The sequence below is a fragment of the Mesorhizobium sp. M8A.F.Ca.ET.057.01.1.1 genome (assembly GCF_003952565.1).
Lineage (GTDB): Bacteria > Pseudomonadota > Alphaproteobacteria > Rhizobiales > Rhizobiaceae > Mesorhizobium.
Map to the genome: position 1 here is coordinate 3,340,288 of NZ_CP034454.1, position 21,253 is coordinate 3,361,540.

At 59.9% G+C, this 21,253-nt stretch carries 20 protein-coding genes and 1 pseudogene; 8 read left to right on the top strand and 13 right to left on the bottom strand.

All coding sequences use genetic code 11. The features are described 5' to 3' along the window. Positions 1–394: 394 nt before the first annotated feature. The 4 genes from EJ077_RS15610 to EJ077_RS15625 all read right to left on the bottom strand — a co-directional run bounded on the left by EJ077_RS15610 (position 395) and on the right by EJ077_RS15625 (position 5,000). The gene (locus EJ077_RS15610) at positions 395–2,479 is read right to left on the bottom strand and encodes an ATP-binding protein (protein ID WP_208695165.1); all 2,085 of its coding nucleotides are present in this window, start codon (positions 2,477–2,479) and stop codon (positions 395–397) included. After that, entirely contained in the window at positions 2,476–3,786 is a 1,311-nt protein-coding gene (locus EJ077_RS15615) for an SIR2 family protein (protein ID WP_208695166.1), read from the bottom strand. Before EJ077_RS15615 ends, EJ077_RS15610 begins: the two co-directional genes overlap by 4 nt. Positions 3,787–4,313: 527 nt before the next feature. Next, positions 4,314–4,553, bottom strand: coding sequence for a helix-turn-helix domain-containing protein (locus EJ077_RS15620; protein ID WP_245458423.1), 240 nt, complete (start codon positions 4,551–4,553; stop codon positions 4,314–4,316). Between the two features lie 246 nt (positions 4,554–4,799). Continuing rightward, entirely contained in the window at positions 4,800–5,000 is a 201-nt protein-coding gene (locus EJ077_RS15625) for a helix-turn-helix domain-containing protein (RefSeq protein WP_416859524.1), read from the bottom strand. 158 nt (positions 5,001–5,158) lie between these two features. Between EJ077_RS15625 and EJ077_RS15630 the strand changes: the two genes are divergently transcribed. After that, complete coding sequence (locus tag EJ077_RS15630) at positions 5,159–5,668, top strand: helix-turn-helix domain-containing protein (RefSeq protein WP_245458424.1); 510 nt, start codon at positions 5,159–5,161, stop codon at positions 5,666–5,668. A gap of 16 nt (positions 5,669–5,684) precedes the next feature. Here EJ077_RS15630 and EJ077_RS15635 read toward each other — a convergent pair whose 3' ends face one another. The 4 genes from EJ077_RS15635 to EJ077_RS15650 form a co-directional block, all read right to left on the bottom strand. Next, positions 5,685–6,938, bottom strand: coding sequence for a CapA family protein (locus EJ077_RS15635; protein ID WP_208695167.1), 1,254 nt, complete (start codon positions 6,936–6,938; stop codon positions 5,685–5,687). 75 nt (positions 6,939–7,013) lie between these two features. Then, positions 7,014–7,862: a transporter substrate-binding domain-containing protein gene (locus EJ077_RS15640; protein ID WP_208695168.1), complete on the bottom strand. Its 849-nt coding sequence runs from the start codon at positions 7,860–7,862 to the stop codon at positions 7,014–7,016. Positions 7,863–7,913: 51 nt separating this feature from the next. Then, positions 7,914–8,663, bottom strand: a complete 750-nt coding sequence (locus EJ077_RS15645) for an ABC transporter permease (protein WP_208695169.1) — start codon at positions 8,661–8,663, stop codon at positions 7,914–7,916. A gap of 13 nt (positions 8,664–8,676) precedes the next feature. Further along, positions 8,677–9,336, bottom strand: coding sequence for an ABC transporter permease (locus EJ077_RS15650; RefSeq protein ID WP_208695170.1), 660 nt, complete (start codon positions 9,334–9,336; stop codon positions 8,677–8,679). 271 nt (positions 9,337–9,607) lie between these two features. On the opposite strand from EJ077_RS15650, the gene EJ077_RS15655 reads away from it, so the two are divergent. The 4 genes and pseudogenes from EJ077_RS15655 to EJ077_RS15670 form a co-directional block, all read left to right on the top strand. Then, the gene (locus EJ077_RS15655) at positions 9,608–10,549 is read left to right on the top strand and encodes a LysR family transcriptional regulator (protein WP_208695171.1); all 942 of its coding nucleotides are present in this window, start codon (positions 9,608–9,610) and stop codon (positions 10,547–10,549) included. A 48-nt stretch (positions 10,550–10,597) separates the two neighbouring features. Beyond that, the gene (locus EJ077_RS15660; protein ID WP_245458425.1) at positions 10,598–10,975 is read left to right on the top strand and encodes a hypothetical protein; all 378 of its coding nucleotides are present in this window, start codon (positions 10,598–10,600) and stop codon (positions 10,973–10,975) included. A 39-nt stretch (positions 10,976–11,014) separates the two neighbouring features. Beyond that, entirely contained in the window at positions 11,015–12,076 is a 1,062-nt protein-coding gene (locus EJ077_RS15665) for a DMT family transporter (protein ID WP_208695172.1), read from the top strand. A gap of 23 nt (positions 12,077–12,099) precedes the next feature. Beyond that, positions 12,100–12,333: pseudogene (locus EJ077_RS15670) on the top strand (DUF892 family protein); the annotation flags it as partial. 278 nt (positions 12,334–12,611) lie between these two features. Here the strand turns inward: EJ077_RS15670 and EJ077_RS15675 are convergent. The 4 genes from EJ077_RS15675 to EJ077_RS15690 form a co-directional block, all read right to left on the bottom strand. Next, positions 12,612–12,914 carry a hypothetical protein gene (locus EJ077_RS15675; RefSeq protein WP_208695173.1) on the bottom strand — a complete coding sequence of 101 codons (303 nt, stop codon included), beginning with the start codon at positions 12,912–12,914 and terminating at the stop codon, positions 12,612–12,614. Between the two features lie 26 nt (positions 12,915–12,940). Continuing rightward, positions 12,941–13,147, bottom strand: coding sequence for a KTSC domain-containing protein (locus EJ077_RS15680; protein ID WP_208695174.1), 207 nt, complete (start codon positions 13,145–13,147; stop codon positions 12,941–12,943). A 12-nt stretch (positions 13,148–13,159) separates the two neighbouring features. Then, positions 13,160–13,465, bottom strand: a complete 306-nt coding sequence (locus EJ077_RS15685) for a hypothetical protein (RefSeq protein WP_208703014.1) — start codon at positions 13,463–13,465, stop codon at positions 13,160–13,162. A gap of 99 nt (positions 13,466–13,564) precedes the next feature. Further along, positions 13,565–14,737 carry an alpha/beta hydrolase family esterase gene (locus EJ077_RS15690; RefSeq protein WP_208695175.1) on the bottom strand — a complete coding sequence of 391 codons (1,173 nt, stop codon included), beginning with the start codon at positions 14,735–14,737 and terminating at the stop codon, positions 13,565–13,567. Between the two features lie 269 nt (positions 14,738–15,006). On the opposite strand from EJ077_RS15690, the gene EJ077_RS15695 reads away from it, so the two are divergent. From EJ077_RS15695 to EJ077_RS15710, 3 genes are all read left to right on the top strand, one after another. Further along, on the top strand, positions 15,007–17,745 hold the full coding sequence (locus tag EJ077_RS15695; protein ID WP_245458426.1) for a caspase family protein: 2,739 nt from the start codon (positions 15,007–15,009) through the stop codon (positions 17,743–17,745). A gap of 419 nt (positions 17,746–18,164) precedes the next feature. Beyond that, positions 18,165–19,262: an OmpA family protein gene (locus EJ077_RS15705; RefSeq protein WP_208695176.1), complete on the top strand. Its 1,098-nt coding sequence runs from the start codon at positions 18,165–18,167 to the stop codon at positions 19,260–19,262. An 80-nt stretch (positions 19,263–19,342) separates the two neighbouring features. Further along, positions 19,343–20,509, top strand: a complete 1,167-nt coding sequence (locus EJ077_RS15710; RefSeq protein ID WP_208703017.1) for a caspase family protein — start codon at positions 19,343–19,345, stop codon at positions 20,507–20,509. A 53-nt stretch (positions 20,510–20,562) separates the two neighbouring features. Here EJ077_RS15710 and EJ077_RS15715 read toward each other — a convergent pair whose 3' ends face one another. Then, a complete protein-coding gene (locus EJ077_RS15715; protein WP_245458427.1) occupies positions 20,563–21,030 on the bottom strand; it encodes a DUF6931 family protein in 468 nt (155 codons plus the stop codon). Between the last annotated feature and the right edge of the window lie 223 nt (positions 21,031–21,253).

Sequence of the window (21,253 nt, forward strand, 5' to 3'; positions counted from 1 at the left end):
TAGAATTCGCGGCCTTGCTGTCGCAGGGCGGACCGGCGTGCAACAGCCCTGCTGGTAACCGCGCATGTCAGACAAGGGAAAGCCAGCCGCGAGTTGTACCGCTTGCTTCTTGCTTCCCTCGGTCCCGCACTCCCGCGAGCGGCGCGGGAGACGCCTGCTTTCGGCCGTCGGCGCTGCAGCGGCAAGCTGAAAGAATCGAACGACGTCACTTCGGTCAGTTTGACGCCATTGTTGGGGAAGATCGCAAAGCGCTTGTTGATCTAGCTTAGCGAGATCGGCTGAGATCTGGATGTCAGCTTTCCACGATGGCATCCTGGAAGCGGCCAGGCCGTAGTCGGCACCATTTCAGACTACCGCTCCGGACTCTTCCTGACATTCATTTTTGCGCTGGTGGTCATGCTCCAGTCCAGTCATTTACAATGTCCAACCAGTTGATCGCTCGCGGGCTCTTTCCGGTCCAGACATCCCAAAAATCGGGATCGGACGACTGCGGACGGTGCTCCTCGGCCAATTCATCCATCTCGACCAGCAGGGGGATCGGCGTTGCCCAACCGAGGAGGACGGCTTGGCGCGAAGGAAGACTAGGAAGCTCTTTCAGCAGTCCAGCGACATTGTCGGGGACAAGGCGTGCAACAAGCGCCTGATCTAGGTCGTTTACAATCCGATGCAGTAGGAAAGTGTTGCACTGCGCCAGAATTGTTGGCGAGAGTTCTGACGGGCGCTGTGACGATAGCATAAGCCCCAGGCCAAACTTGCGACCCTCGCGCGCAATCTTTTCAAACGTCTCGCGACAAAGCTGCGCCGGGTTTTCTGCGGGACCATCTTCGTTCGCTCCGCGACGAACGAAGCTGTGAGCTTCTTCCAGGACCAAGGTCGTCGGGAGCGGCTTGCCATCCGGATGGAGGCGCCGATAGCGCTGCAATGCCTCGAATGTCAGGCGGCCGAGCACAGCGACCACGACATGAACGATCTCCGAGGGCACCAAAGAAAGGTCTATGATCGCGACCTGACCATTGGCTGAGGCGTTGCTGCCGACGATGTCATTCAGCCAGATATCGAACGAGATTGCCGGTTCGCTGCTCACGACCTGGCCAAGCCTGGCGTCCGCCAACATCCCCCGGATACGCATACCCAGAGTGCTGACAAAGCCAGCCAGTGCGCCGCCTTCGGTTGCCGCGATCTTTTCCAGATGTTCGGGTAACATTTGGACATTAAATGGGATTGGCGCGTCTTCGGTAATCTGGGCTGCAGCGAAGGCGTCCTCGACCAAATCGACGAAGCGCTGAAGTTGGTCTCGTACGCTTTCTATATCTTGGACTGAAAAAGCGTTGAACCATTCCCCCGATCGACGAGAGTTCGCAGTACCAAGAACCGCCGCGCTGATCTCCTGCAAGGTCGTGCGATGTTCCCCATCCACAGTGTCCGCCATCTCTCCGCAATCGGCAGCTATGTTGTCGAGCAAGTCACCGCACTGGCGCCGGTTTCCGGCGCTGCCAGCATACCGCGACGCACCGTCCGCTAGCATAGCGTCGATCATCACGCGGTAGGAGTAAATATACCTGCGGACAATCGCCTCACGAGGCGTCCCGTCAAGCTCCCCGTTTTTCAGCTCGCGGAGCGCCTGCAGAAGCAGCGGACGCTGAGCTCCCGGGCGAGCAAATGAAACTGCCGTCCACTCGTGCCCATTCCAGAGCCATGCCGGTATGCGCAGCGGTCGCTCGCCATTCAGTTCATCGATAGGGGGAACGCGAAACACTCGGACGTTGGTATCCCTGTCCGCGAACGCCTTCGCGTATTCTCCGTTTGGGTCGAGAATAACGAAGCGGGCATTGGGGGCCTGGACCCCGCCTTCCAACGCCAATTGCGCCGCATCGAGCGACCAGCGGATCAGCCCAGCCACCGAACAGGATTTGCCGCTGCCGGTGTTCCCGAGCACGGCCACATGACGGCCGAAAATCTTGTCTGGGTCGACCATGATCGAGGTATTTGCGGCAAGCGGCGATGAGCCAATCCGAACGCGCCTATCCTTGTCTTTGGCGCCCACGATTGCGGCGATCTGTTCGGGGGTTGGGATTAGGATCTGATCGCCGACGGACGGAAAGGCTACAACGCCTCGGCTCAGTTCATAAACGCTTGTCTTGGCCCGCCGATCGCGCCGCACAGTCAGCGTTCCGATCGGTGTCAGCGACATCTTGCGCAGAGGGAACGGCAGGTCGATGAGGCCGAAGTCCTTCAGCCCCGAACGCTTGGGATAAGGCGACCGCTCGATACCGATCCAGGTGACGTAGGCGACGGTTGCGCCTGCTTCATTTGGGACCAGCACATAACTATTAAGCCGGGGAAAACTTGTTGGCGTCCCGGTATTGAGTGCGGTTGACTGCGGCGCGTCGAGGTCGAGCAGAACACGGATCTCATCCGAGGAAATCGACTCAACGGTGCCGATGACAAGTTCCGCCAAACGTTCAATCGGTGAGCTCATGCAATGCTGCCTGTATTGGGAGCATGGCCCGCCCCAGCGCCGGCGGCGGCCGTTGACGCAACGGGCATATCAGCGAACGCCCGGTTCTTAAGGAGCTCAGACATGCGTCCCGTGATATAATCCAGCGCTGGTTTGGGAAGGTAATCTTCAACAAGGTGCTGCAAGCTCGCGAAATGCCGGCCTGCCATTAAGCTGACCTGCGCGGGCCGGGTCTGTGTCAGAAAGCCTTTGACGCGGTCGTCGAGATCGAATGCGAGGACTACCAGATGCGCTGATGGCACCGAAAGCATATCGTGCAGCACTCTGTTGATATGATCGTCACCGAAACCGTAGCCATAGGTGACCACGACGGAATTAGGCCTGCAAGTCGCTGACGCGAAATCGCGAAACAGCTCGGCATAGGGGTACTGTGTGGTCTCCACGTCTTTCGCAGGGTTTGGATAGATCATCACAGTGTCGACCGGTGACGCCGGGAGGCTTGGATGGTCTTGCGGAGCACCGAACGGCGTCTCGGCGCGGTAAATGCGGCGTGTTGCATAATCGAAACGCCAGTCCAAACTGCCGTGAAGTTTCGTCAGCCGGACCACGCCCTCCATGAAACGCGGCTCCCCACGAATACCGGGGGGATTGTAGTGGTAGTCTAGCTCGATGCGGGTATTGCGGAAAAGGGGCCGGAGGGTACCCACGAACCGGTCAATGATCCTAAGGCCCGCATCATCGCAGCCTCGTTCAATCAGTCGGTCGTAGTTAGTTGTGAAGATGTGCAGGCGCTCGCGCGATGCGGCCCGACTCGCAAAACTCAGCAGAAACGACTGAAGCATCGCTGATGCCGGTGCGCTGTCGGCGTCGGCAATTCCCTGCTCGGTTGCCAGCAACGAATAGAGAAACGCATCCATAGCCTTGTTAACGTCATCGCGGACCGCCTTCGCTGCGGCCTTATCGATGATACTAAGCCCTTCGAGGACGGCGATGGCGCTGCGCAACTGGTCCTCGATGTTAGCCTTTCCGCGTCCCATCTTCTTGGCGCTAGCGGTAGCATGCTCCATAATCGCCTGAGCGTGCGCGGATTTGCCGCCGGCGGTTTCCATACCCGTTGCGGTGACGCCAGCCGCAAACGCTACCGCAGTGGTGAAGCCGCTACCGAGCAGCAGATTGAGATGCTCGGCCTGGAACACCGCCGAGAGCCAGGGTTCGATCTTGCGCCGATGCAGCGCTACGAACTGGTCGAGCTCATCGGCGTTCGTCGGGATGGCATCGAAAGTCTCGCTGGACGATCCAACCTGATAGCCGTGCGCCTTCCATTCCATGCATCCCCCCAGTTGCAAACTTGCCACAAGTCAGCGTTTCGACCGAGACAAAGATACCCGAACGCTTAGGCGTTGAACACTTTGCACTGGCTGCGACACCTTTGCAGCGATTTTCTTCACAGCAACCCATGAAATGACTTTAAGGCAACTGTGGCCAATTTTCAGATACGGGATCCGGATTCCTCAAAACCCCACTTTCGGTCGGTTACGCAATGACGCTCATCGCAAGATGTTGCCAGTCCGAATATTCCGATAGCTGCCATTTGCAATGGCCGCCGATCGTTGAACTGAGGCAAGCCTGCTGACGTCGACACACATGAGCGGTAATCTATGTTCGTCTTTTGTGCTTCGAAAGTCGCATAATTGGCAGACTGGAATTGTAGCGCATTGGGCACCGGCAGCGCGTTTGACCTGAACCGACATAGCGGTTCGACTGCGTCGCTTCATGTCACCTATCGCATGCTCCCGGGCAAAGCGCCCCGAAGTTCGTGTCAGATTGGGCCTTCGAAGCGTTGCGTTCTGATCCGCTAGCGCCGTTTTGCCAATCGCACGCCAGCACCGCCGCCGTTCTCCGGAATAAATTCTATACCCGCAGCTTCGAGCGCTTCACGAATGGCACCGAGGTTGTTGCGATGTGGCACGCGCAATCCTCGTTCGAAATCCACAACCGTAGCGCGCGAGACATTTGCTGATTCCGCCAGTTCAGCTTGGCTCCAGCCGAGCATCGCTCTGGCGCCTCTGCATTGCTCCACGGAAATCTGGCTCATCAAGCTAAAATCAGTCTTTTTGGTTGACTTTGGAGCAGCTGTCAGCTTAAATGACTGACGTTAGACAAATTACAATCAACTTGACGGGCGTATGGCGGGAGCATCTGCCCAAGGTACCCACACCCAAGCTTCAGCGAACACGGATCATGGCTGATTCCGACAATACCACGACTTTGCCTCTCGTCACCCGAGCAGGAGGTACCTTTGGCAGTGCAATTGTGCGAACCCTTTCCGCCAACGGGACATTCAAGCACGAGGATCCAAGAGCCGTACACCTTCACCCTTTTGGCCGGCGGACAGGAATTCGACACCCGCTTTTGTCAGGGCCGCCTCAATTGCCTGCAAAGTGCTGATCCGGGAATCGACCTTGCCGTTTTCCAATCGGGTTAGCGCATTCAGCGACACAATCGCCTTGTCGGCAAGTTCCTGCTGCGACCAACCAAGCAAGGCCCTTGCGGCTCGAATCTGTCGTGGACTGACCATGGGTCCACAATCGGCAGCCCGATATTCTTCGCCACCTATAGGGTTATTTTGCACCCTATAAGGTATATTAAATGCCGATTCGATCAGATCACGTGTGACTAGTGGAGTATCGAAAGGCCTTGTTGAAACCGCAACGCTCCGTCCTCCTTGGCACGGGGCCGAAGCCAAAGATCGACAGTGACCCTCATCCTGCCGATCAGCATGTCGGCAGGCAAATTGCTGCCGTTCGCGTCCAGTCGGACGTCTCGCAGGCCCAGCTTGCCCGATCCATAGGCATCAGCTTCCAGCAGCTCCAAAAATACGAGAACGCGAGGAACCGCGTGAGTGCGTCGATGCTCTACGAGATCGCCAGCTCGCTCGGCGTACCTGTCGGCCGCTTCTTCGAAGGCCTGCCGGGAAACGATGAGGCCCGGGTCGAGGCGCGGCCCCTCCCGGTCGATGAGCGCCTGGATTTCATTGCCAGCGCGGAAGGGCGGCGCCTGATCGAGGGACTGGTGAAGCTTCCGCCGCGAGTGCGCGGTCGCGTCTCGGCCCTGATCGCAGCGCTAGGAGACGAACTGGCCCTGCCAGAAACAGAGGCGGATAGCGAAACGGCCGGCGAATCCGCTCCGGCCGGATGCAAGGCCGTCTGACGGCCGGTCGGGCCTGTCAGCCGAATTTTCGTGCAGCGGGCAGGGCGATGCGGCCGCAAGCCGAGGATACTTCGATTTCGACGCCAAACGCACGCGAGCGGGTCGCGAATCCCTCGAGGATGTCTCGCGCCGCGCTTCCCGTGACGGCGACGGGCACCAGTCTGCCCGTTGCTGATCCGAGAGACTGAGCTTCCGGCCCGATCACGACGGGCAGGAGATCTATTCCTGCCAGGTTTCCGCCCGCATCATAGCCGCACGCGGCGACGATGCTTTGCCAGACTTCCGGTGGATCCCATTCGTTTTCGTCTGGGTGGACGTGGAATAGGAAGTTTCCGAGGCCGTAGAAGATCGGCGAGCCGTTGTAGATTTCCACCGCCTGCAGTACCGGCGCGCCGTGGCTGACGAACAGGTTGGCGCCGGCGTCGATGCACATCCTGGCAAAGGTCTGCACCCAGCGCGGCACGTCCTGCCAACCAGGTTCCCAATGATGGTGGTGCAGATAGGCAATGACGAAATCGCCTTGTGCCGCCGCGTGCCGGATGGCGGACAGGTGGACACCCGCGCTCCGCTGATCGACTTCGATCAGACGGCCGAAGTCGGCGGCTTGCGTGAACACGGTGCCGTAGAAATTGATCTCCTTGCCGCCCAACACCTCTACTGGGTCCTCCGGTTGCGCATAGTTGGCCAGTTCAAAGGGGGAGCTTTGCAAATGCGCGCCCAACCTTGCCAGTCTGCGAAAATGTCCGTCCGGCACCGCCATCTTGCGAACGGTGTTCAGACGATTGACGCCGGGCCGAGCCGGCCGGAAGGCCGTGCGGTCTTCAGCATACATGTTGGTCGGGCCGGGGCCCGCATCCATCGCAAGAAGCGCGACCTCACGCGCGCCCAGGCGGCGGCGTCCCGGTTTTCTGGCCTCCGTCTCGTCGGTTCCGATGCCGGCATGCAGGAAGCCCCGCGCTTCCACCTCGTCAAGCGTCGAGAGGATACCGCCGGCGCCGAGATCGAAGGCGTGGTTGTTTGCGAGCGCAAGCGCGTTGAAACCGACGGCCTGCAATGCGTCGAGCACTTCAGCCCTGGAATATCCGAAGTATTTGCCCTTGGTCGGCCACCCGCCGTGCTTGCCGAGGATCGTCGATTCGAAGTTGGTGAAGACGACGTCGCCTTGGCGCAGGAAGTCCGCAACCGCAATGAAACGTTCGTCTTTGACGCCACGAATGTCGTGCTTGATCAGGGATTGGCCGGTAACGACCGCGCAGAACTGGTCTTTCATGGAACTCGCCTTGAAGGAGGGGAGGGCGCCGGCGTTTCGGCCAGCGCCACGTCAAATGTCGAAGTCGGTTGCCGCCTATTGCGAGACGGCAGGTGAGATATCGCTCTTGAACCATTTCAGGCTCAGCGCCTTGATCGTCCCATCCTTAGTGGCCGCTTCGATGGCCGCGTTGAACTTGGTGAGCAACTCGGTATCGTCCTTGCGCATGCCGGCGCCGACGCCCGGTCCCCAGAGCCCGCCTTTCAGTTCAGGGCCGAAAAACACCACATCCGAACCGGCAGGCGTCTCCAGAAAATCCCGCCAGGTGAAATAGTCGGCCAGACCGCCGTCGATGCGACCCGCGGCAAGATCGAGCTTCATGTTGTCCTGGCTGTCATAACTGCGAATGGTCACGACATCGCCCAGCATTTCCTTGACGACTGCTTCCGAATTCGACGAGCGCAGGGCCCCGATCGCCTTGCCGGCGAGTGTCGATCTGAGGCGTTCGATGGTCGCCTTTTCCTTGTCGCCGATGCTCGAGAGGTTGACCTTTTGCTTGATGTCACCAGGATCGAGACCCAGGTCCTTGCGCACAACGAACTGGTTGAAGCCGGTGGCGTAGGGAACGGAGAACGCGATCTTCTGCTTGCGCTTTTCCGTGATCGCCATGCCGGACATGATGACGTCGAACTTGCCTACAAGCAGTGCCGGAATGATCCCGTCCCAATCCTGCGGGACGAAGGTACATTTGATCTGGATGCGACGGCACAGCTCCTGTCCGACATCGATATCGTAGCCGTAGAGTTGACCGTTCGCGTCGGTGCTGTCCCAAGGCGGCGAAGCACCTTCGGAGGCTATTGAAATGACGCGCTCGCTTTGCGCGCTCGCCGGGAATGCCGACATCAGGGATGCGATAGAAACAGCAATAGCCAGGGGTATGCGCATGATGCACCTCTTCGTTGGTTAAGATGGAAAGGGCCGCCAAAAACCCGCGGGTCAGGGCAGGGGCGTCGTGATCTCTGGGTCAGGTAGGGCGGGGCGCAATCGCGCCTTTCGACGTCGCACCGGATGGCCGTCGGTCGAAAGCCATCGCTCCAGCAACTGGATCGCTTTCACCGCGATCGACGTCAGCGATAGATAGATCGCTCCGGCGACGATGAAGATCTCGTACGGTGCGAAGGTGGTGGACACCATCTGTCGCGCCATGCCGGTGATCTCGAGCAGCGTTACGGTGCTCGCCAGGGACGAGCCCTTGATCATGCCCACGACCTCGTTGCCGTAGGCCGGGAGCGATATCCTGAAAGCGATCGGGAAGGTGACCAGGCGAGCGATCTGGAAGCGTCTCAAGCCCAGAGACGTGGCCGCCTCGGTGACACCTTTAGGCACGGACTGGAGACCGCGGCACAGGATCTCGGTGGTGTGTGCCGCGCTGTTCAGCGAGAATGTCAGAAGGGCGCACCAGAAAGGGTCGCGCAGGATCACCCAGAAGATGCTGGCTCGCACCGCTTCGATCTGAGCGAGGCCGTAATAGAGCAGGAAGAGCTGAACCAGCATCGGCGTGCCGCGAATGACATAGGTGTATGCCAGCACTGCGAGCGAGAGGCCGGGACGTCCGAACGCGCGGATGAAGGCTAGCGGCACGGACAGAAGAAATCCGGCCGTCAGCGACAAGACCGTCAGGGTCAATGTGAGACCAACGCCCGAAGGCAGGACAACCATTGCGTCAAACATCAGGCCGAGGTTCATGGGTCGCTCCCTCCTACCGGCCGAGTGCCGGATAGCGCCGCTCGGCCAGCCGGACCGACAGCAGCGTGACGGTGGTCAGCGAGAGATAGAGAGCGGAGGCCGCAAGGTAGAAGGTCAATGGCGCGCGCAAGGATCCAGCCCCCACATACGCAACGCGCATAATGTCGGTCAGGCCGACGATCGAGACCAGCGCGGTGTCCTTGAAGAGCGAAATCCAGAGATTGCCATAGGCGGGCAGCGCCAACCGCAGCATCTGCGGTCCGATGACAAACATCCAGCGCTGCCAAGCGTTGAGCCCAAGCGACTTTGCCGCTTCGGTTTGACCCGCAGGCACAGCCGCAATCGCGCCGCGAAACACTTCGGTGGCATAACCGCTGAAGACGACCGAGAGCGCGATAACGCCTGCGGTGAATGCGTTCACCTCCACGTACCGGCCGGCGATCTTGCTGGCGAGCGTGGTTCCGCCGAAGTAGATGAGCAGGATAATGAGAAGTTCTGGCACACCACGGACAACCGTCGTGTAAGCCGTGACGACTGCGTTGACGCGGGGTAGGGTCGTGCCCTTCGAAATGGCCAGAAACAGCCCAAATGCCGTACCTAGGCAGCCGCTGACAAGCGCAAGGCCCATGGTGACGGTGAGTGCGACAACAAACTGAGTAGTAAAACCACCCATGGGGCGCTTTCCTCGACTCGCAATACCGCAGGATACGCCGGCGCTTTGTCGCGTGGACTCAGACGTATAACCCAAGGTTGCGCATTGTTATATTTGTAATTCGGGGTTAATTGGAGGTATTGCCCAATTCTACCGCTTGAAATTACACACTCAATCTATAATTTTTATTATTTTATCTAAAACGCACCGTTATATACTGAGGCGGCTCGTTGCTCCCCGGGTTGGCGGTATCTGCTTTCCGGGTGGGCGTTATTAGGAAAGGAGCCCAAGGATGGAGTTGCTGCAGAGCGACCTGAAGCTCCGTCAACTGAAGGTGTTCCGAGAAGTGTTGCGGGCCGGTTCGACAAGGCGAGCGGCGGCAGCGCTCGGGATAAGCCAGCCAGCCGTCAGTCAACATGTGAAGCAACTCGAGACCACGCTCGGCATCACACTCTTCAAGAGATCAGCCAACCGCATCGTCCCCTTGCAGGAAGCCTGGGAACTCCTGCGAAACGTGGAACTTGCCCTGACGTCGCTGGGTCGGCTGGAAGCGTCGATCTTCGCTATGAAGAACGAGGAAAAGCAGAGGATTGCGATTGCAGCGCCTTCTGTTTTCGGTTTCGTGACCTTGCCCAAGGTCGTGGCGATCATCCACTCAAAGACCGCCTCGAATGTGCGGTCACTTTCGGGAAGCTACGAGCAGATCGGCGAGCACATCCTGGCAGGGCGTGCCGAACTCGGAATCTCGAGGCTGCCCCTGGATCCAAGTCTGTTTGAGTGGGCGCCGCTTGGGTCGGCACGAAACGTATGCATCTTCCATCCCGACCACCGCTTTTCGAAACAGGCCTGTATCGAGGCTCACGACCTGGCAGGCGAAACGATCGTCGATATCGATCCCCAATTCGCCGCCCACCAAATGAACTTCAATGCGCTGCGCTTCGCCGGCGTTGAGCCGGACATACTGGTGGAGTTCGATTGCAACGGTCACGAAGCCGGATACGTTTCGGCTGGCCTAGGCATTTCGATAACCAACGAGATCATCGCGCGTGAGTACGCTGCGTTTCACTTGGGAATAAGGCCAGTGGAGCCGTCCGCGCTCTATCACTACGTTGCGATTTGGCAGAAGGGCCGGACCTTTTCCAGCGCATTGAATGTCTCGCTCGAGGCGATCATCGCTGCGTTTTCCGCGGAACCGCCTGCGCGAAGTCGAACGTGGGACCACTGCCTCCGCTAGGGGCCAACCACGGCCGGGACAAATGGCAGCTGCTGGTTCTGCTCCCCGTTGCCGCTCATCGAGCGAGCCATCCGCCTCAATCCCCTGGCCCCACCCTGGTACTTCGGCATGCTGGGCCGCATTCTGTTCACAGCTGGCAGGCACAGGGAAGCCATCGCTGCGCTGCGCAGAAGTATGCTGGATTCTCCAAACGTGCTGCTATTTTTGGCGCTGGCCCATAGAGCCGCAGGTGGAATCGCGGAGGCGGCTAAGATCGAAGCCCGCTTGAAGGGCGAGTTTCCGGACTTTTCACTTGAACGCTTCATTGCGAGCTATCCCGTGAGTAACCCCGAAGCGGTTCTCGCCATTCGCTACGCCGCTCAACTTGCAAAGCGCGATTCTAGCCGTCGTCGCCTTTCGGCAAATCACTGCCACGTGACTGAGTGACAGCCTTGTCTGAGTGCGCGGGTGATGTAGGGTTGTGCGATGTCAAAGGAGCACTCGCATCTCTGGCCCGGCGTACCGTTAGCGCTCGGTTCTGCTGCCCTCTTTGGGGCAGTATCGCCGCTCTCTAAAGTCATCCTTGAAGCAGTGAACCCGATAATGCTCGCAGGGCTGCTCTACCTTGGCGCAGGCCTCGGGCTTGGCATATTATGGCTTTCTCGCCGGGCGTCTGGCCGGGCTCAGAACGAAGCGGGGCTACAGCCATCGGATGTTCCATGGCTATGCGCAGCCATTGCCATGGGTGGGGTGGTCGGACCCGTACTGCTTGTGTCAGGGCTCGCGCTGACCACGGCGTCGAGCGCGGCTTTGCTTCTCAACGTGGAAGGATTGGCTACGATGGCGATCGCGTGGCTGGTCTTTCGGGAGAACGTCGATCGGCGGCTTTTGCTTGGTGCCGGCGCCATCCTATGCGGGGCCATTGTGCTGTCATGGACCGGTCAAGGCGTAACCCTCAATAGTGGGGCGCTGCTTGTCGTCGGGGCCTGCGCGGCATGGGGGATCGACAATAATCTGACACGCAAAATCTCAGCTGCGGATCCGGTGACGATTGCCACGCTGAAGGGTTTGGTGGCTGGGACCTTAAACGTCAGCCTGGCGCTGCTCTATGGCTCCGCGTTGCCCCAAGCATCTTCGTTCGGAGCGGCGGCTGCAGTGGGCTTTCTTGGCGTCGGAGTGAGCCTCGTGATGTTCATTCTGGCCCTGCGTCACCTGGGCACAGCGCGCACCGGCGCCTATTACTCTCTGGCACCGTTCATCGGGGCGCTTCTGGCCATTTTGCTCCTTGGAGAGCCTGTTACCGTCCGCCTGCTGGTGGCGGGCGCTCTCATGGCTGTTGGCCTATACTTTCACTTGGCGGAGCGTCACGAGCACGAGCATGAGCATGAGGCGCTTGAACACGAGCATAGCCACGTCCACGACGAACATCACGATCACCCCCACGATGGTCCCGTAAGCGAGCCGCACTCTCACAGGCACAGTCACGTGCCGATGACACACAAGCATCCTCACTACCCTGATCTTCATCACCGGCATGAACACCACTAGGCGGCGTCCATTCGCGGGGACTAGCCGACGGGCTGATGGAGGAAGCGTCAGGGACGGCCCTGGACGCAGGCTTGCTAGCGGCCTGCCAAGCAGTCGAGCATTACGAAATTTCCCGGTATGGCTCGTTGCGGGAATGGGCAAAGGAACTCGGGCATGACGAGGCGCACAAGTTACTGAGCGAGATACTTGACGAGGAGAAGGCTACTAACAACAAGCTGACGAACCTTGCGATCACGTCAATCAACAGGGCAAATTGATCACTTGGTTTTTCAATTGCCTGCGGACCCCATCTTCGCCACTCGGTTTGATGGCGAACATCGAAGGCGGGCTTCAGATCCGCGGAAGTGATGGTTGAGAAAAAGGCTCTGGGTGAAACGCCGGGGGCCATTTAACGGGTCGCCCCGTGGAGCGCTGTGTGCGATTCGCCACATTGTCGGTGTGCGCGCCTTTAACGAGGAGAGTGGAAGCCGAACCGCGGCGTCGCTGGTGACCGCCAATTGCCGGATGAGCGTCCTGCGCGGATGACCGAGGGGGTCTAGGTGATCTCGTAATAAAAATCGCAAATCAGGTCCGCGACCTTTACCGCCTCAAAATCAGTCATGTGCGCCGCCGTCTCCACCGCGACCTTTTCCATATCGTCTTGATCGACCGCGAGAAGATCCAGCAATTTGGCAAACTTGATTTTGAGCTCTCGGTCACCGTCGAATTCATCGATAGTGACGTTCAAGATGAGTGTGTTCGCATCTATCAACCGCGTCTGAATGCTCTCGGAAGACGCTGCTAGCGAGCGGATTGCCGCGAAAAAGTGCTCCCGCGCATTGGTATATTTGTCATCCATTTCGGTACCTATCGGGAAAAATATCGCTAATCCTCCGAGATCAGCCGGTAGCGAAAACGGTCCCGGATGTGGTCATTGAAGAAGCGGCCTTTCGCAAAGGCGTTTCGGAATGCGGTGTAGACCTCCACAGGGACACCTTCGTAGTCATAGCGCTTGCCGCTCGCAACGAACCACACGGAGAAAACCTGGCTGTCGGGATCGTATTCGCTCTTGCGGATCGACGTGGAAGGCATGATGCGACCCCCTCAGACGAGCGCCATCGGCATGTAGCGGATGATAACCTGGTCCTGCCGAAATCTCCGTTCGAGTTCGGTTCGGCGGTCGTGCCAATCCGCCAGATCGATTTCCTCAGTCATCACCTCGAAGATTACGATGTCGTCTCTGTCGGATTCCTCGCCTTGCCGCCACAGGCCCTCCGCAGGCGCCTGAAGATAAGCCGTAGCGCCTTTGAAACGGCTTGCCAGTTCCTCCTTGATCCGATCGAATTCTTCTCGCGGGAAAGGCCGGCCGTCGTTGTCGGCTCGAGGCAGCAGGATTTGGATAAGGTACATGCGGCCACTCGCTGAATGGCAGTCAACGCTTGCGAAGGCGACGCGTTCCACTGTGCAATAGGGTGTCAGAGATCCGCTGAGCAAAGCCGAGCATTACACTTACCGCATCAGGCCAGCTGCGCGCAGAGCATCCTCGATGATCGTTTTTACAGGTCGAGCCTGCGATCCTTGGAAGTCATTTGGAGCCGGTGTCGCAGGCTTGGCCTTCGCCGGTTCCTCACCTGCCCGAAGATGAGATGTTGGTGGCGTCTTCTCAGCCTTGGGCATAGGTGACCTTGACGAAGCGGATCTAGCCCTCGCTGACCATCTCGCATTGTCGGCATCGGCGAGACCCCAAAACCTCGCTATCTCCCGGGTTGAAGAGATACCTACGTCGAGCATGTAAGGTCCGGCATTGCCGAGACCGTCGCCGATAGGCGTGCCGTGCCCCATGCCTAAGACCATATTTACCTCGATCTTGGCTTCTCCGGCATCATCAGCCCAGACCTGCCTGCCGCGTCCACGCTCGCTCGTCGAATGGGTCGGCGCTTTGTTGAGTTTGTGCGCGCCGCGCCACTGAGCAGCGATGGCGTCTGCGTTTACGGACGCAACAGTGCGATCGGCGGACCCGTGCCAGATGGAAAGCCTGGGCCACGGCCCATTATTCCTGGAGGCTTTCCGGACAAGCCGCTGCAGTTCTTGCTCGGACGGGCCGCCGTGGCCGCGCATGCGATCAAATGCTTCCGGAATGGTTGTAGCGCAACCGAAAGGCAAGCCCGCGATGATGCCGCCGCCGGCAAACACTTCAGGATAGTTGGCGAGCATCGCGGCGGCCATGGCACCCCCGGCCGAAAGACCGGTAACGAATACCTGCTGTCGGTCCAGGCGGTGGGAAACGACCATCGTCTCGATCATCTGCCGGATCGAAAGGACCTCACCACGATTGCGCGCCGTGTCTGCAGGCAGGAACCAGTTGAAGCAGAGGTTCGGGTTGTTGGCGCGTTGCTGTTCGGGATAGAGCAGCGCGAAACCGGTCTCTTCGGCGAGCTGGGACCACCCGGAGTGGTAATCGTAGCCGGCGGCGTTCTGGGTGCAACCGTGCAGCACGACGACGAGCGGCGCGCCATCCGGGAGATCAGCTGGTCGATAATATCTTGCCTGCAAGGCGCCGGGGTTGGAGCCAAAATTTTCGAGGGTGGAGAGGCGGTTGGCGGATGTGGAAGAGGTGGGATGCATATCTTGTTCTAGGTGTAATGCCCTGAGGCGGGTGATCGTATCGGAAATTTTTCGCATTCGGCCCCTACTTGTTTTCGGCCCGGGTGTTGAAGGGCGCCAGGTGCAACGCGCTCACAGCAAGATCGTTGCTGCACTGCACAATTAATAGGGAAGGCCGGGCGAAGCCGCCTGCACGCGGTGCCGTTCGCCGATGACAACGCCGGTCCAAGGCACGAACACGACCAGCATTGTCGCGAGTGCCCAGGCCGGTGGGCTCCCAAAGCGGGTATGACAGCAGGTCCCGGCCGTGCAGCAACCAGCCTTGCGGGGCCCAATACCGCTGCAGGATGGGTCGCAATCGCCCTAGCTTATTGCGGTGCCCACGTCACTGGGCTATTTTAGCAGTTGTGGGAACTGCATCTCCCATCCATCGCGGGTGCGACCTTGCCGTTTCGGCAGATTGTGAAGTCTTTAACAGACCAGGTGTCGCAAGCTATGTCTTGTGCCCTCCAGGTCATGAGCAGTTAAGGATGGCCATGCTGCGGTGTTTTGCGTTCATTGCGGCCCTGATGCTCGCGAGCTTCACGGCGTTCCAAGCTTGTGCCGATCGAAGGGTGGCCCTAGTCATCGGCAATTCCGAATACCGCGAGATTCCGGCCCTCAAGAATCCGGACAAGGATGCCGAGGACGTGTCGAACACCTTCCGGCTGGCCGGATTCGATGTGTTCGTCGCCAAGGACCTCACCAAGATCGAATTCGAAAAGCAGTTTCGCAACTACCTCGCGGCGGCGGACGGCGCCGATCTGGCGATCGTGTACTATTCCGGCCATGGCTTTCAGATCGGCGGTGAAAATTTCCTGATCCCGGTCGATGCATCGCTCAAGAACGCGGCCGACATTGAGGTCCAGGCCGTCAAGCTCGATGATGTGCTGCAGCAATTGAGGACGAAATCGAAGATCCAGGTGATCATCCTCGACGCTTGCCGCAACAAACCGTTTCCGCGCAAAGATTATTGGTTGCGAGACCAGCTAATCGTTGCTGGGAACACCGGCCTTGCGCAGGTTAAAAGTTCGCTGAACACGCTTATAGCCTTCGCCACCGAGCCCGGTGCCGTCGCCTATGACGGAAGTGGCGACCTCAGTCCTTTTTCCTCCGCCTTCTCCCGTCGCGCGCTGGCGCCGAACCAGGAGATACGCTCGGTCATGGCGGCCGTTCGCCGGGATGTGGTCGAGGCTACCGCCGGTAAGCAGGTGCCTTGGGAAAACTCATCGCTGATCGACGAGGTCGTCCTCATGCGTCGCGCCAGCCGGCCCGCACTGCCGCCCGTGTTGGAAAAGGTCGTGCCGTCCGGCGTCGGCCCTGTCGCGCTCGACCTGCCGGAGCCGCTGGATGTCGATGGCGGCCCGGTCACCGTCAGCATCGAGAGACCGCCGGCGCTCGGGCGTCTGATTTTGGACGGCAATCCGGTTGCGGCAGGTGAGCCGATCGCCGGCAAGGATCTTCCGCGATTGCAGATGGACGTGCCCAAGGGCGCCGGCGTCCAGGAACAAGTCGACATGCTGGCCTATGCCACACGCGACGATTGGGGCGGCGAATCCCAAGGCATCCTGGTCTTCCGGGTCAAGAATGGTGAGGGGGCCGATGGCCAGCAACTCATGGCCTCGCTCGAGTCCGAGCAGAAGCAGCAAGCGGTGGAACGCGGCATTCACGTTGCCGGCGCCGCCGAAGCGATCGAAAACCGTGAGGTCCGCGTTCCGGTCGGCGTCGGCCCGGTTCCGTTGCAGCTGGACTTCCCAACCACGGATCCGGCGGTCAGCCTGAAACTTGCGGGCTATCCGGCAACGGGAACTCTGTCGCTGCCGGATCGGACCTTGTCCCCGGATTCGAGCCTGATGGCCGATGAAGTCGACCACTTGCGCTACGAACCCCAGATCGGCGCCGTCCAGCCACTGATAGTCGGCTTCGAAATCAGGGCCGACAACGCGTCGTCAAAGCCGGCGACGATGAAGCTTTCGCCAAGCGTCGACCCCTGCGACAGGGAGGCCGGTGAGCCGCTTGACCTGCAGGGCGTAGTCCCCGGCTTGTTGCCGAATGAGATCAGCAGCAACGCCGTGGAGGTCTGCCGGGCGGCGGTGAAAGCCTATCCGGACGTCGCTCGCTTCCACTATCAACTCGGTCGGGCATTGCTTGCGGTTGGTAAGGTCGATGAGGCCAAGAAGGCGATCCAGGAAGCTGCCGACAAGGGGCATGTGCGAGCAGTGTTCGAGCTGGGCTACCTCAATGCGACGGGAACGGGAATGCCGGTCAATCGCAAGCAGGCCAATGACTTCTACGCTGTAGCCTCCGAAAAGGGCGATCCCTATGGGATGACCTCGTGGGGTCGCGCCTTGTTCAACGGCTACGGCGTCGAGCGTGACACCACCAAAGGGCTGGACCTGCTGCTCAAGGCGGCGGCGATGGGGCACACTTATGCCATGAACGATCTCGCCGCCATCTTCACCGAAGGCCGTAATGGCGTGCCTGTCGACGCAACTCGGGCCGTGGCTTTCCTCAAGGCGGGCGTCGAGCGGCAGGACATGTATTCGATGAACCTGCTCGGCCGCAATTATCTCGCCGGCACGGGGGTCGAGAAGGCCCCCAAGACAGCGCTCTCGCTTTTTCAGAAATCGATGGATCTCGGCCAGCCATACGCTCCCGGCAGCCTGGCGCGCATGTACAGGGACGGTGTCGGCGTGCAGCAGGATTTCTCAGAAGCGCAAAGGCTGTTCGAGTTGGCGACGGCGCGCGGCGATCAGTCGGCTGCGTATGATCGCGCAGCTCTGGAGATGCAAAGGGGTGAAAAGGCGGACCAGGCCGTGGCGGCGCGCTACCTTGCTTTGGCGGCGGCGCTCGATCTTCATAACGAAATTCCCGATGCCCGGAATACGCTGGCGAAGTTTGGCGTCAGGGCGAAGACGGCGGCTCTGAAGCAGATGCGTGGGGACCTGAAGTCCAAGATTTCGGCGAACGGCTCGTTGGACGATCAACTGATCAAGACAGCCAGGGCGGTCTGGGAGCAAGCCAACCCGCGCCGGGACTTGTTCTGACAACATGGAGGCAACAGGTGGGCTCGGCACTAAAACAGGTAATCGTCGCAACGGTCCTATCCCTTACGATGGCAGGGTGCACGACCATTGCACCCCCGCTCGAGCCGACGACGACGAAACATCATACGAAGTCGGTTCGCACGACGACCGCGCCAAAGGTGGTCAAGCAGAAAAATGTGACCGCCAAGAAACTGCTCACACCGGTCAAGAACGAAACCACGCCTGTCATTGCACCCTTGGGCGGTGGCGGTGGTGGCGGCGGCGGTGGCTGGGGATAGCGCCTCTACAGCGCACGACGCAGTACAGGGCTATCGTAGGTGACTTTCGCAACGCGCTGGAACTGCTCGCCAAGCAGGAACAAGTGCTCTATGGTTGCGCCGTGCCGTTAGCAGGATCGGGTTGCCTGGCGGGGGCGTTCCATGTTCGAAGTCGTTGCATTCTGGCGAGCGCAAGCAAAAGCGCAGCGTCCTGGCCTGATCATCGCAGCCATATTGGGATTGCTGGTCTTCGGACCGCAGACAGCGAATGCCGCGCCGAACTGGACGCTCGATCCAGACGCTTCGGTGCTTACCTATCAGTCGGTCAAGAAGAACACGATCGTCGAAACCAACAAGATCAGGAATATCACCGGCACGCTGAATTCCGCCGGTGATGCCAAGGTCAGCTTCGATCTCAATTCCGTCGACACGGGCGTTGACCTCCGCAATGTGCGCATGCGATTCCTGTTCTTCGAAACATTCAAGTACCCGACGGCCGAGCTGACGGCAAAGGTGGACCCGGCAGCATTTGCCGACTTGCCGGCCAAACGCCGGATCAAGGCAACCTTGCCGTTCCGGCTCAGCCTACACGGCGTCGACAAGGACCTGGAGGCGAGCGTCGTCGTCACCATGATCAGTGACACTCAGGTCTCGGTTGCTTCCGAGGCTCCCGTTGCGGTGCATGTGGAGGACTTTGGCCTGCTGCCGAACGTTGACAAGCTACAGCAGGCCGCCAATGTGACGAACATAGTGCCTACCGCCTCAGTGTCCTTCGATTTCGTCTTTACTGCCGCCGGCAGCAAGCCGGCCGCGGTGCAGACCGTCGCTGCCGGCACCGCCGATGTCGGTCCCGTGGCCACTGACGCCGCGAAGGCCAATTTCAGCGATGAGGAGTGCCTCAACAGGTTTGCCGTGCTGTCCCGTACTGGTGCCATTTACTTCCGCTCGGCAAGCGCCAAGCTTGATGCCAAGAGCAAACCCTTGCTGACGGAGGTCGAAGGCGTCGTCGGCAAATGCCCGACCCTCAAGGTAGAGGTGTCCGGTTACACTGATTCCGATGGATCGCCCGATGCAAACAAATTGCTGTCGGAACGGCGCGCACAGGCGGTTGCCAATGCTTTGGTCGTCGACGGCGTGCCGCGCGGCCAGATCAGTGCCGCCGGCTATGGTGAGGATAGGCCGGTTGCCGCCAACGACACGCCAAAGAACAAGGCGCTCAATCGGCGCATCGAATTCTCCGCCACGAAGCACGCGAACTGAGGTCGGGGGTGGGCTCCCGTCCATTCGCGTTTTGCGCTGGCTTGGTTCTCGACGCTGGCCTTGTTGCGATTGTCCTGCTTTTGACTTTGACCGCCGCCACCGCCCAGCGCCGTATCGCGCTGGTGCTCGGCAACTCGCAATATCAGCACGCAGCTCCGCTGGCCAATCCTGCACGCGATGCCCAGGCGATAGCCGAGCGCCTGCAGAACCTTGGTTTCGAGGTGGTGTCTGGCTTCGATCTCACCAAGCAGCAGACGCAGGCCACAGTCGCCCAGTTCGCCAAGCAGGTGCGCGGCGCCGATGTGGCGCTTTTCTTCTATGCCGGCCATGGCCTGCAGGTTTCAGGCAAGAACTACCTGCTTCCGGTGGATGCCGCACTCGAGGACGAGACCTCGCTCGACTTTGAGGCCGTGTCGGTTGATTTCATTTTGCGCCAGATGTCTCGCGAGACAAGCATAAGGCTGGTGTTTCTGGACGCATGCCGGGACAATCCTCTGGCCGATGTGCTGGCAAAGACCGCCGGCATCAAGGGTGCAAGCAGTGGCCTTGCGGAAATTCCGATCGAGAATGGCGGCGCCGGAACGCTCGTAGCCTTTGCCGCAAGTCCCAACCAGCTCGCCTATGACGGGTCTGGCGACCACTCGCCCTTCACGACGGCATTGCTCCAGCACATTGGGGAATCCAATGTCTCCATCACCGAAGCGATGAACAGGGTGACAAGTGACGTCTTCAAGACGACCGCCGGCAAGCAACGCCCCTGGATCAATGTCTCTTTGACCACCGAGGTTGTCCTGCACAAGGTCGATCTCAACGCGCCGCTGATCGTCGGCGAGGCGAGCACCCCGCAAGCTGAAGCCGGCTCCGAGACACGCAACACCGGCGCTTCGCCAAGCCAGAATGCCGATCAGCTTGCGCTTGATACTCTGCGTGCGAAAATCCCGAAGCTGGCTACCGACGGTCCTATCCTTTTCGACCGTCCTATCAAGTTCGGCGACCCGGCGATCGACGGCAAGAGCATCGCCCAACTGATCAAGAGCGAACCGCTTTTCAGTCCGGTGGAGGGCCTCGACAAGTCGGTGTGGGAAGGCAAGCACTGCGATAGCTGCCACGAGTGGAATGAGGTCCGGCTCTGCGAGCAGGCGAAGAATTTCGCTGCCAACGACGTCTCGGTCCTGCGCCTGCAGCATCCGCTTGGTACCCGCTTCAAGGTAGCGCTGGCAAGATGGGCGCAAGGCGGCTGCCGATAATGCCGGACTGATGCCGGCGATAGTGGATGGCGGGTAGGGATCGGCGAGTGGCGTTACGCTTCCATCTCCGCCATCCGAATGCCCATTTCGACAAAGGCCGAAAGCACGGCAAAGCGGTCCGCCAGCGAGGCCCGGGCCAGCCCGGCCAGAATTCCGGCATTGACGGCATGGGCGGCAGGAAATCCGGTCGACACCATGTCGAGGGTCGGGTCGCGCCACATCGCTGCCAGGGCGATCCAGGCGGCCGGCGTCGCCGGCGGCAGGTCCAGGGAATTGCTCAAGACCGCTTGATGGTCGGGATTATCAGGTTCGCCGACGCGGTCATGGACAAGCGCCAGCAATTCGAGATCCCGGTCCGCCAGGAACTCGGCGAGATTGCTCAGGCATTCATGTCCCCACCAGACGGCGGCTCGCTCAGGCAGGAGGTAGGCACAGAACGTGACTGCTTCTTCCGGCACGCGCCCGGCAAGCAGGGCTCGGCAAAAATCAATCGGCGGCTGGCCGGTGGCCAGCGATTTCATGTCCCTGGCGATGGCGGGACAAGCAAGAAACAGATCCCGTGCCGTTCTGTATCTGAGTTCATTGGCCATGGCTGCCACACCCCGAGAGCCACCAGAACAGCACTCAAGCCTGTGGCCGAGCGCCGGTCAAGCGCGTCAGTCGTTGGCAGGTGGTGACGAAGGGCGTCATGCGTTTGTTCACAGACAATCGCTTCCCGATTTGATACGATGCGCGCCAGCGAAA

What these genes read in the sequence shown, in the direction of transcription:
- EJ077_RS15610 (WP_208695165.1), bottom strand. Translation starts at nt 2,479, where the DNA reads ATGAGCTCACCGATTGAACGTTTGGCGGAACTTGTCATCGGCACCGTT.
- EJ077_RS15615 (WP_208695166.1), bottom strand. Translation starts at nt 3,786, where the DNA reads ATGGAATGGAAGGCGCACGGCTATCAGGTTGGATCGTCCAGCGAGACT.
- EJ077_RS15620 (WP_245458423.1), bottom strand. Translation starts at nt 4,553, where the DNA reads ATGAGCCAGATTTCCGTGGAGCAATGCAGAGGCGCCAGAGCGATGCTC.
- EJ077_RS15635 (WP_208695167.1), bottom strand. Translation starts at nt 6,938, where the DNA reads ATGAAAGACCAGTTCTGCGCGGTCGTTACCGGCCAATCCCTGATCAAG.
- EJ077_RS15640 (WP_208695168.1), bottom strand. Translation starts at nt 7,862, where the DNA reads ATGCGCATACCCCTGGCTATTGCTGTTTCTATCGCATCCCTGATGTCG.
- EJ077_RS15645 (WP_208695169.1), bottom strand. Translation starts at nt 8,663, where the DNA reads ATGAACCTCGGCCTGATGTTTGACGCAATGGTTGTCCTGCCTTCGGGC.
- EJ077_RS15650 (WP_208695170.1), bottom strand. Translation starts at nt 9,336, where the DNA reads ATGGGTGGTTTTACTACTCAGTTTGTTGTCGCACTCACCGTCACCATG.
- EJ077_RS15655 (WP_208695171.1), top strand. Translation starts at nt 9,608, where the DNA reads ATGGAGTTGCTGCAGAGCGACCTGAAGCTCCGTCAACTGAAGGTGTTC.
- EJ077_RS15665 (WP_208695172.1), top strand. Translation starts at nt 11,015, where the DNA reads ATGTCAAAGGAGCACTCGCATCTCTGGCCCGGCGTACCGTTAGCGCTC.
- EJ077_RS15675 (WP_208695173.1), bottom strand. Translation starts at nt 12,914, where the DNA reads ATGGATGACAAATATACCAATGCGCGGGAGCACTTTTTCGCGGCAATC.
- EJ077_RS15680 (WP_208695174.1), bottom strand. Translation starts at nt 13,147, where the DNA reads ATGCCTTCCACGTCGATCCGCAAGAGCGAATACGATCCCGACAGCCAG.
- EJ077_RS15685 (WP_208703014.1), bottom strand. Translation starts at nt 13,465, where the DNA reads ATGTACCTTATCCAAATCCTGCTGCCTCGAGCCGACAACGACGGCCGG.
- EJ077_RS15690 (WP_208695175.1), bottom strand. Translation starts at nt 14,737, where the DNA reads ATGCGAAAAATTTCCGATACGATCACCCGCCTCAGGGCATTACACCTA.
- EJ077_RS15695 (WP_245458426.1), top strand. Translation starts at nt 15,007, where the DNA reads ATGGGTCGCAATCGCCCTAGCTTATTGCGGTGCCCACGTCACTGGGCT.
- EJ077_RS15705 (WP_208695176.1), top strand. Translation starts at nt 18,165, where the DNA reads ATGTTCGAAGTCGTTGCATTCTGGCGAGCGCAAGCAAAAGCGCAGCGT.
- EJ077_RS15715 (WP_245458427.1), bottom strand. Translation starts at nt 21,030, where the DNA reads ATGAAATCGCTGGCCACCGGCCAGCCGCCGATTGATTTTTGCCGAGCC.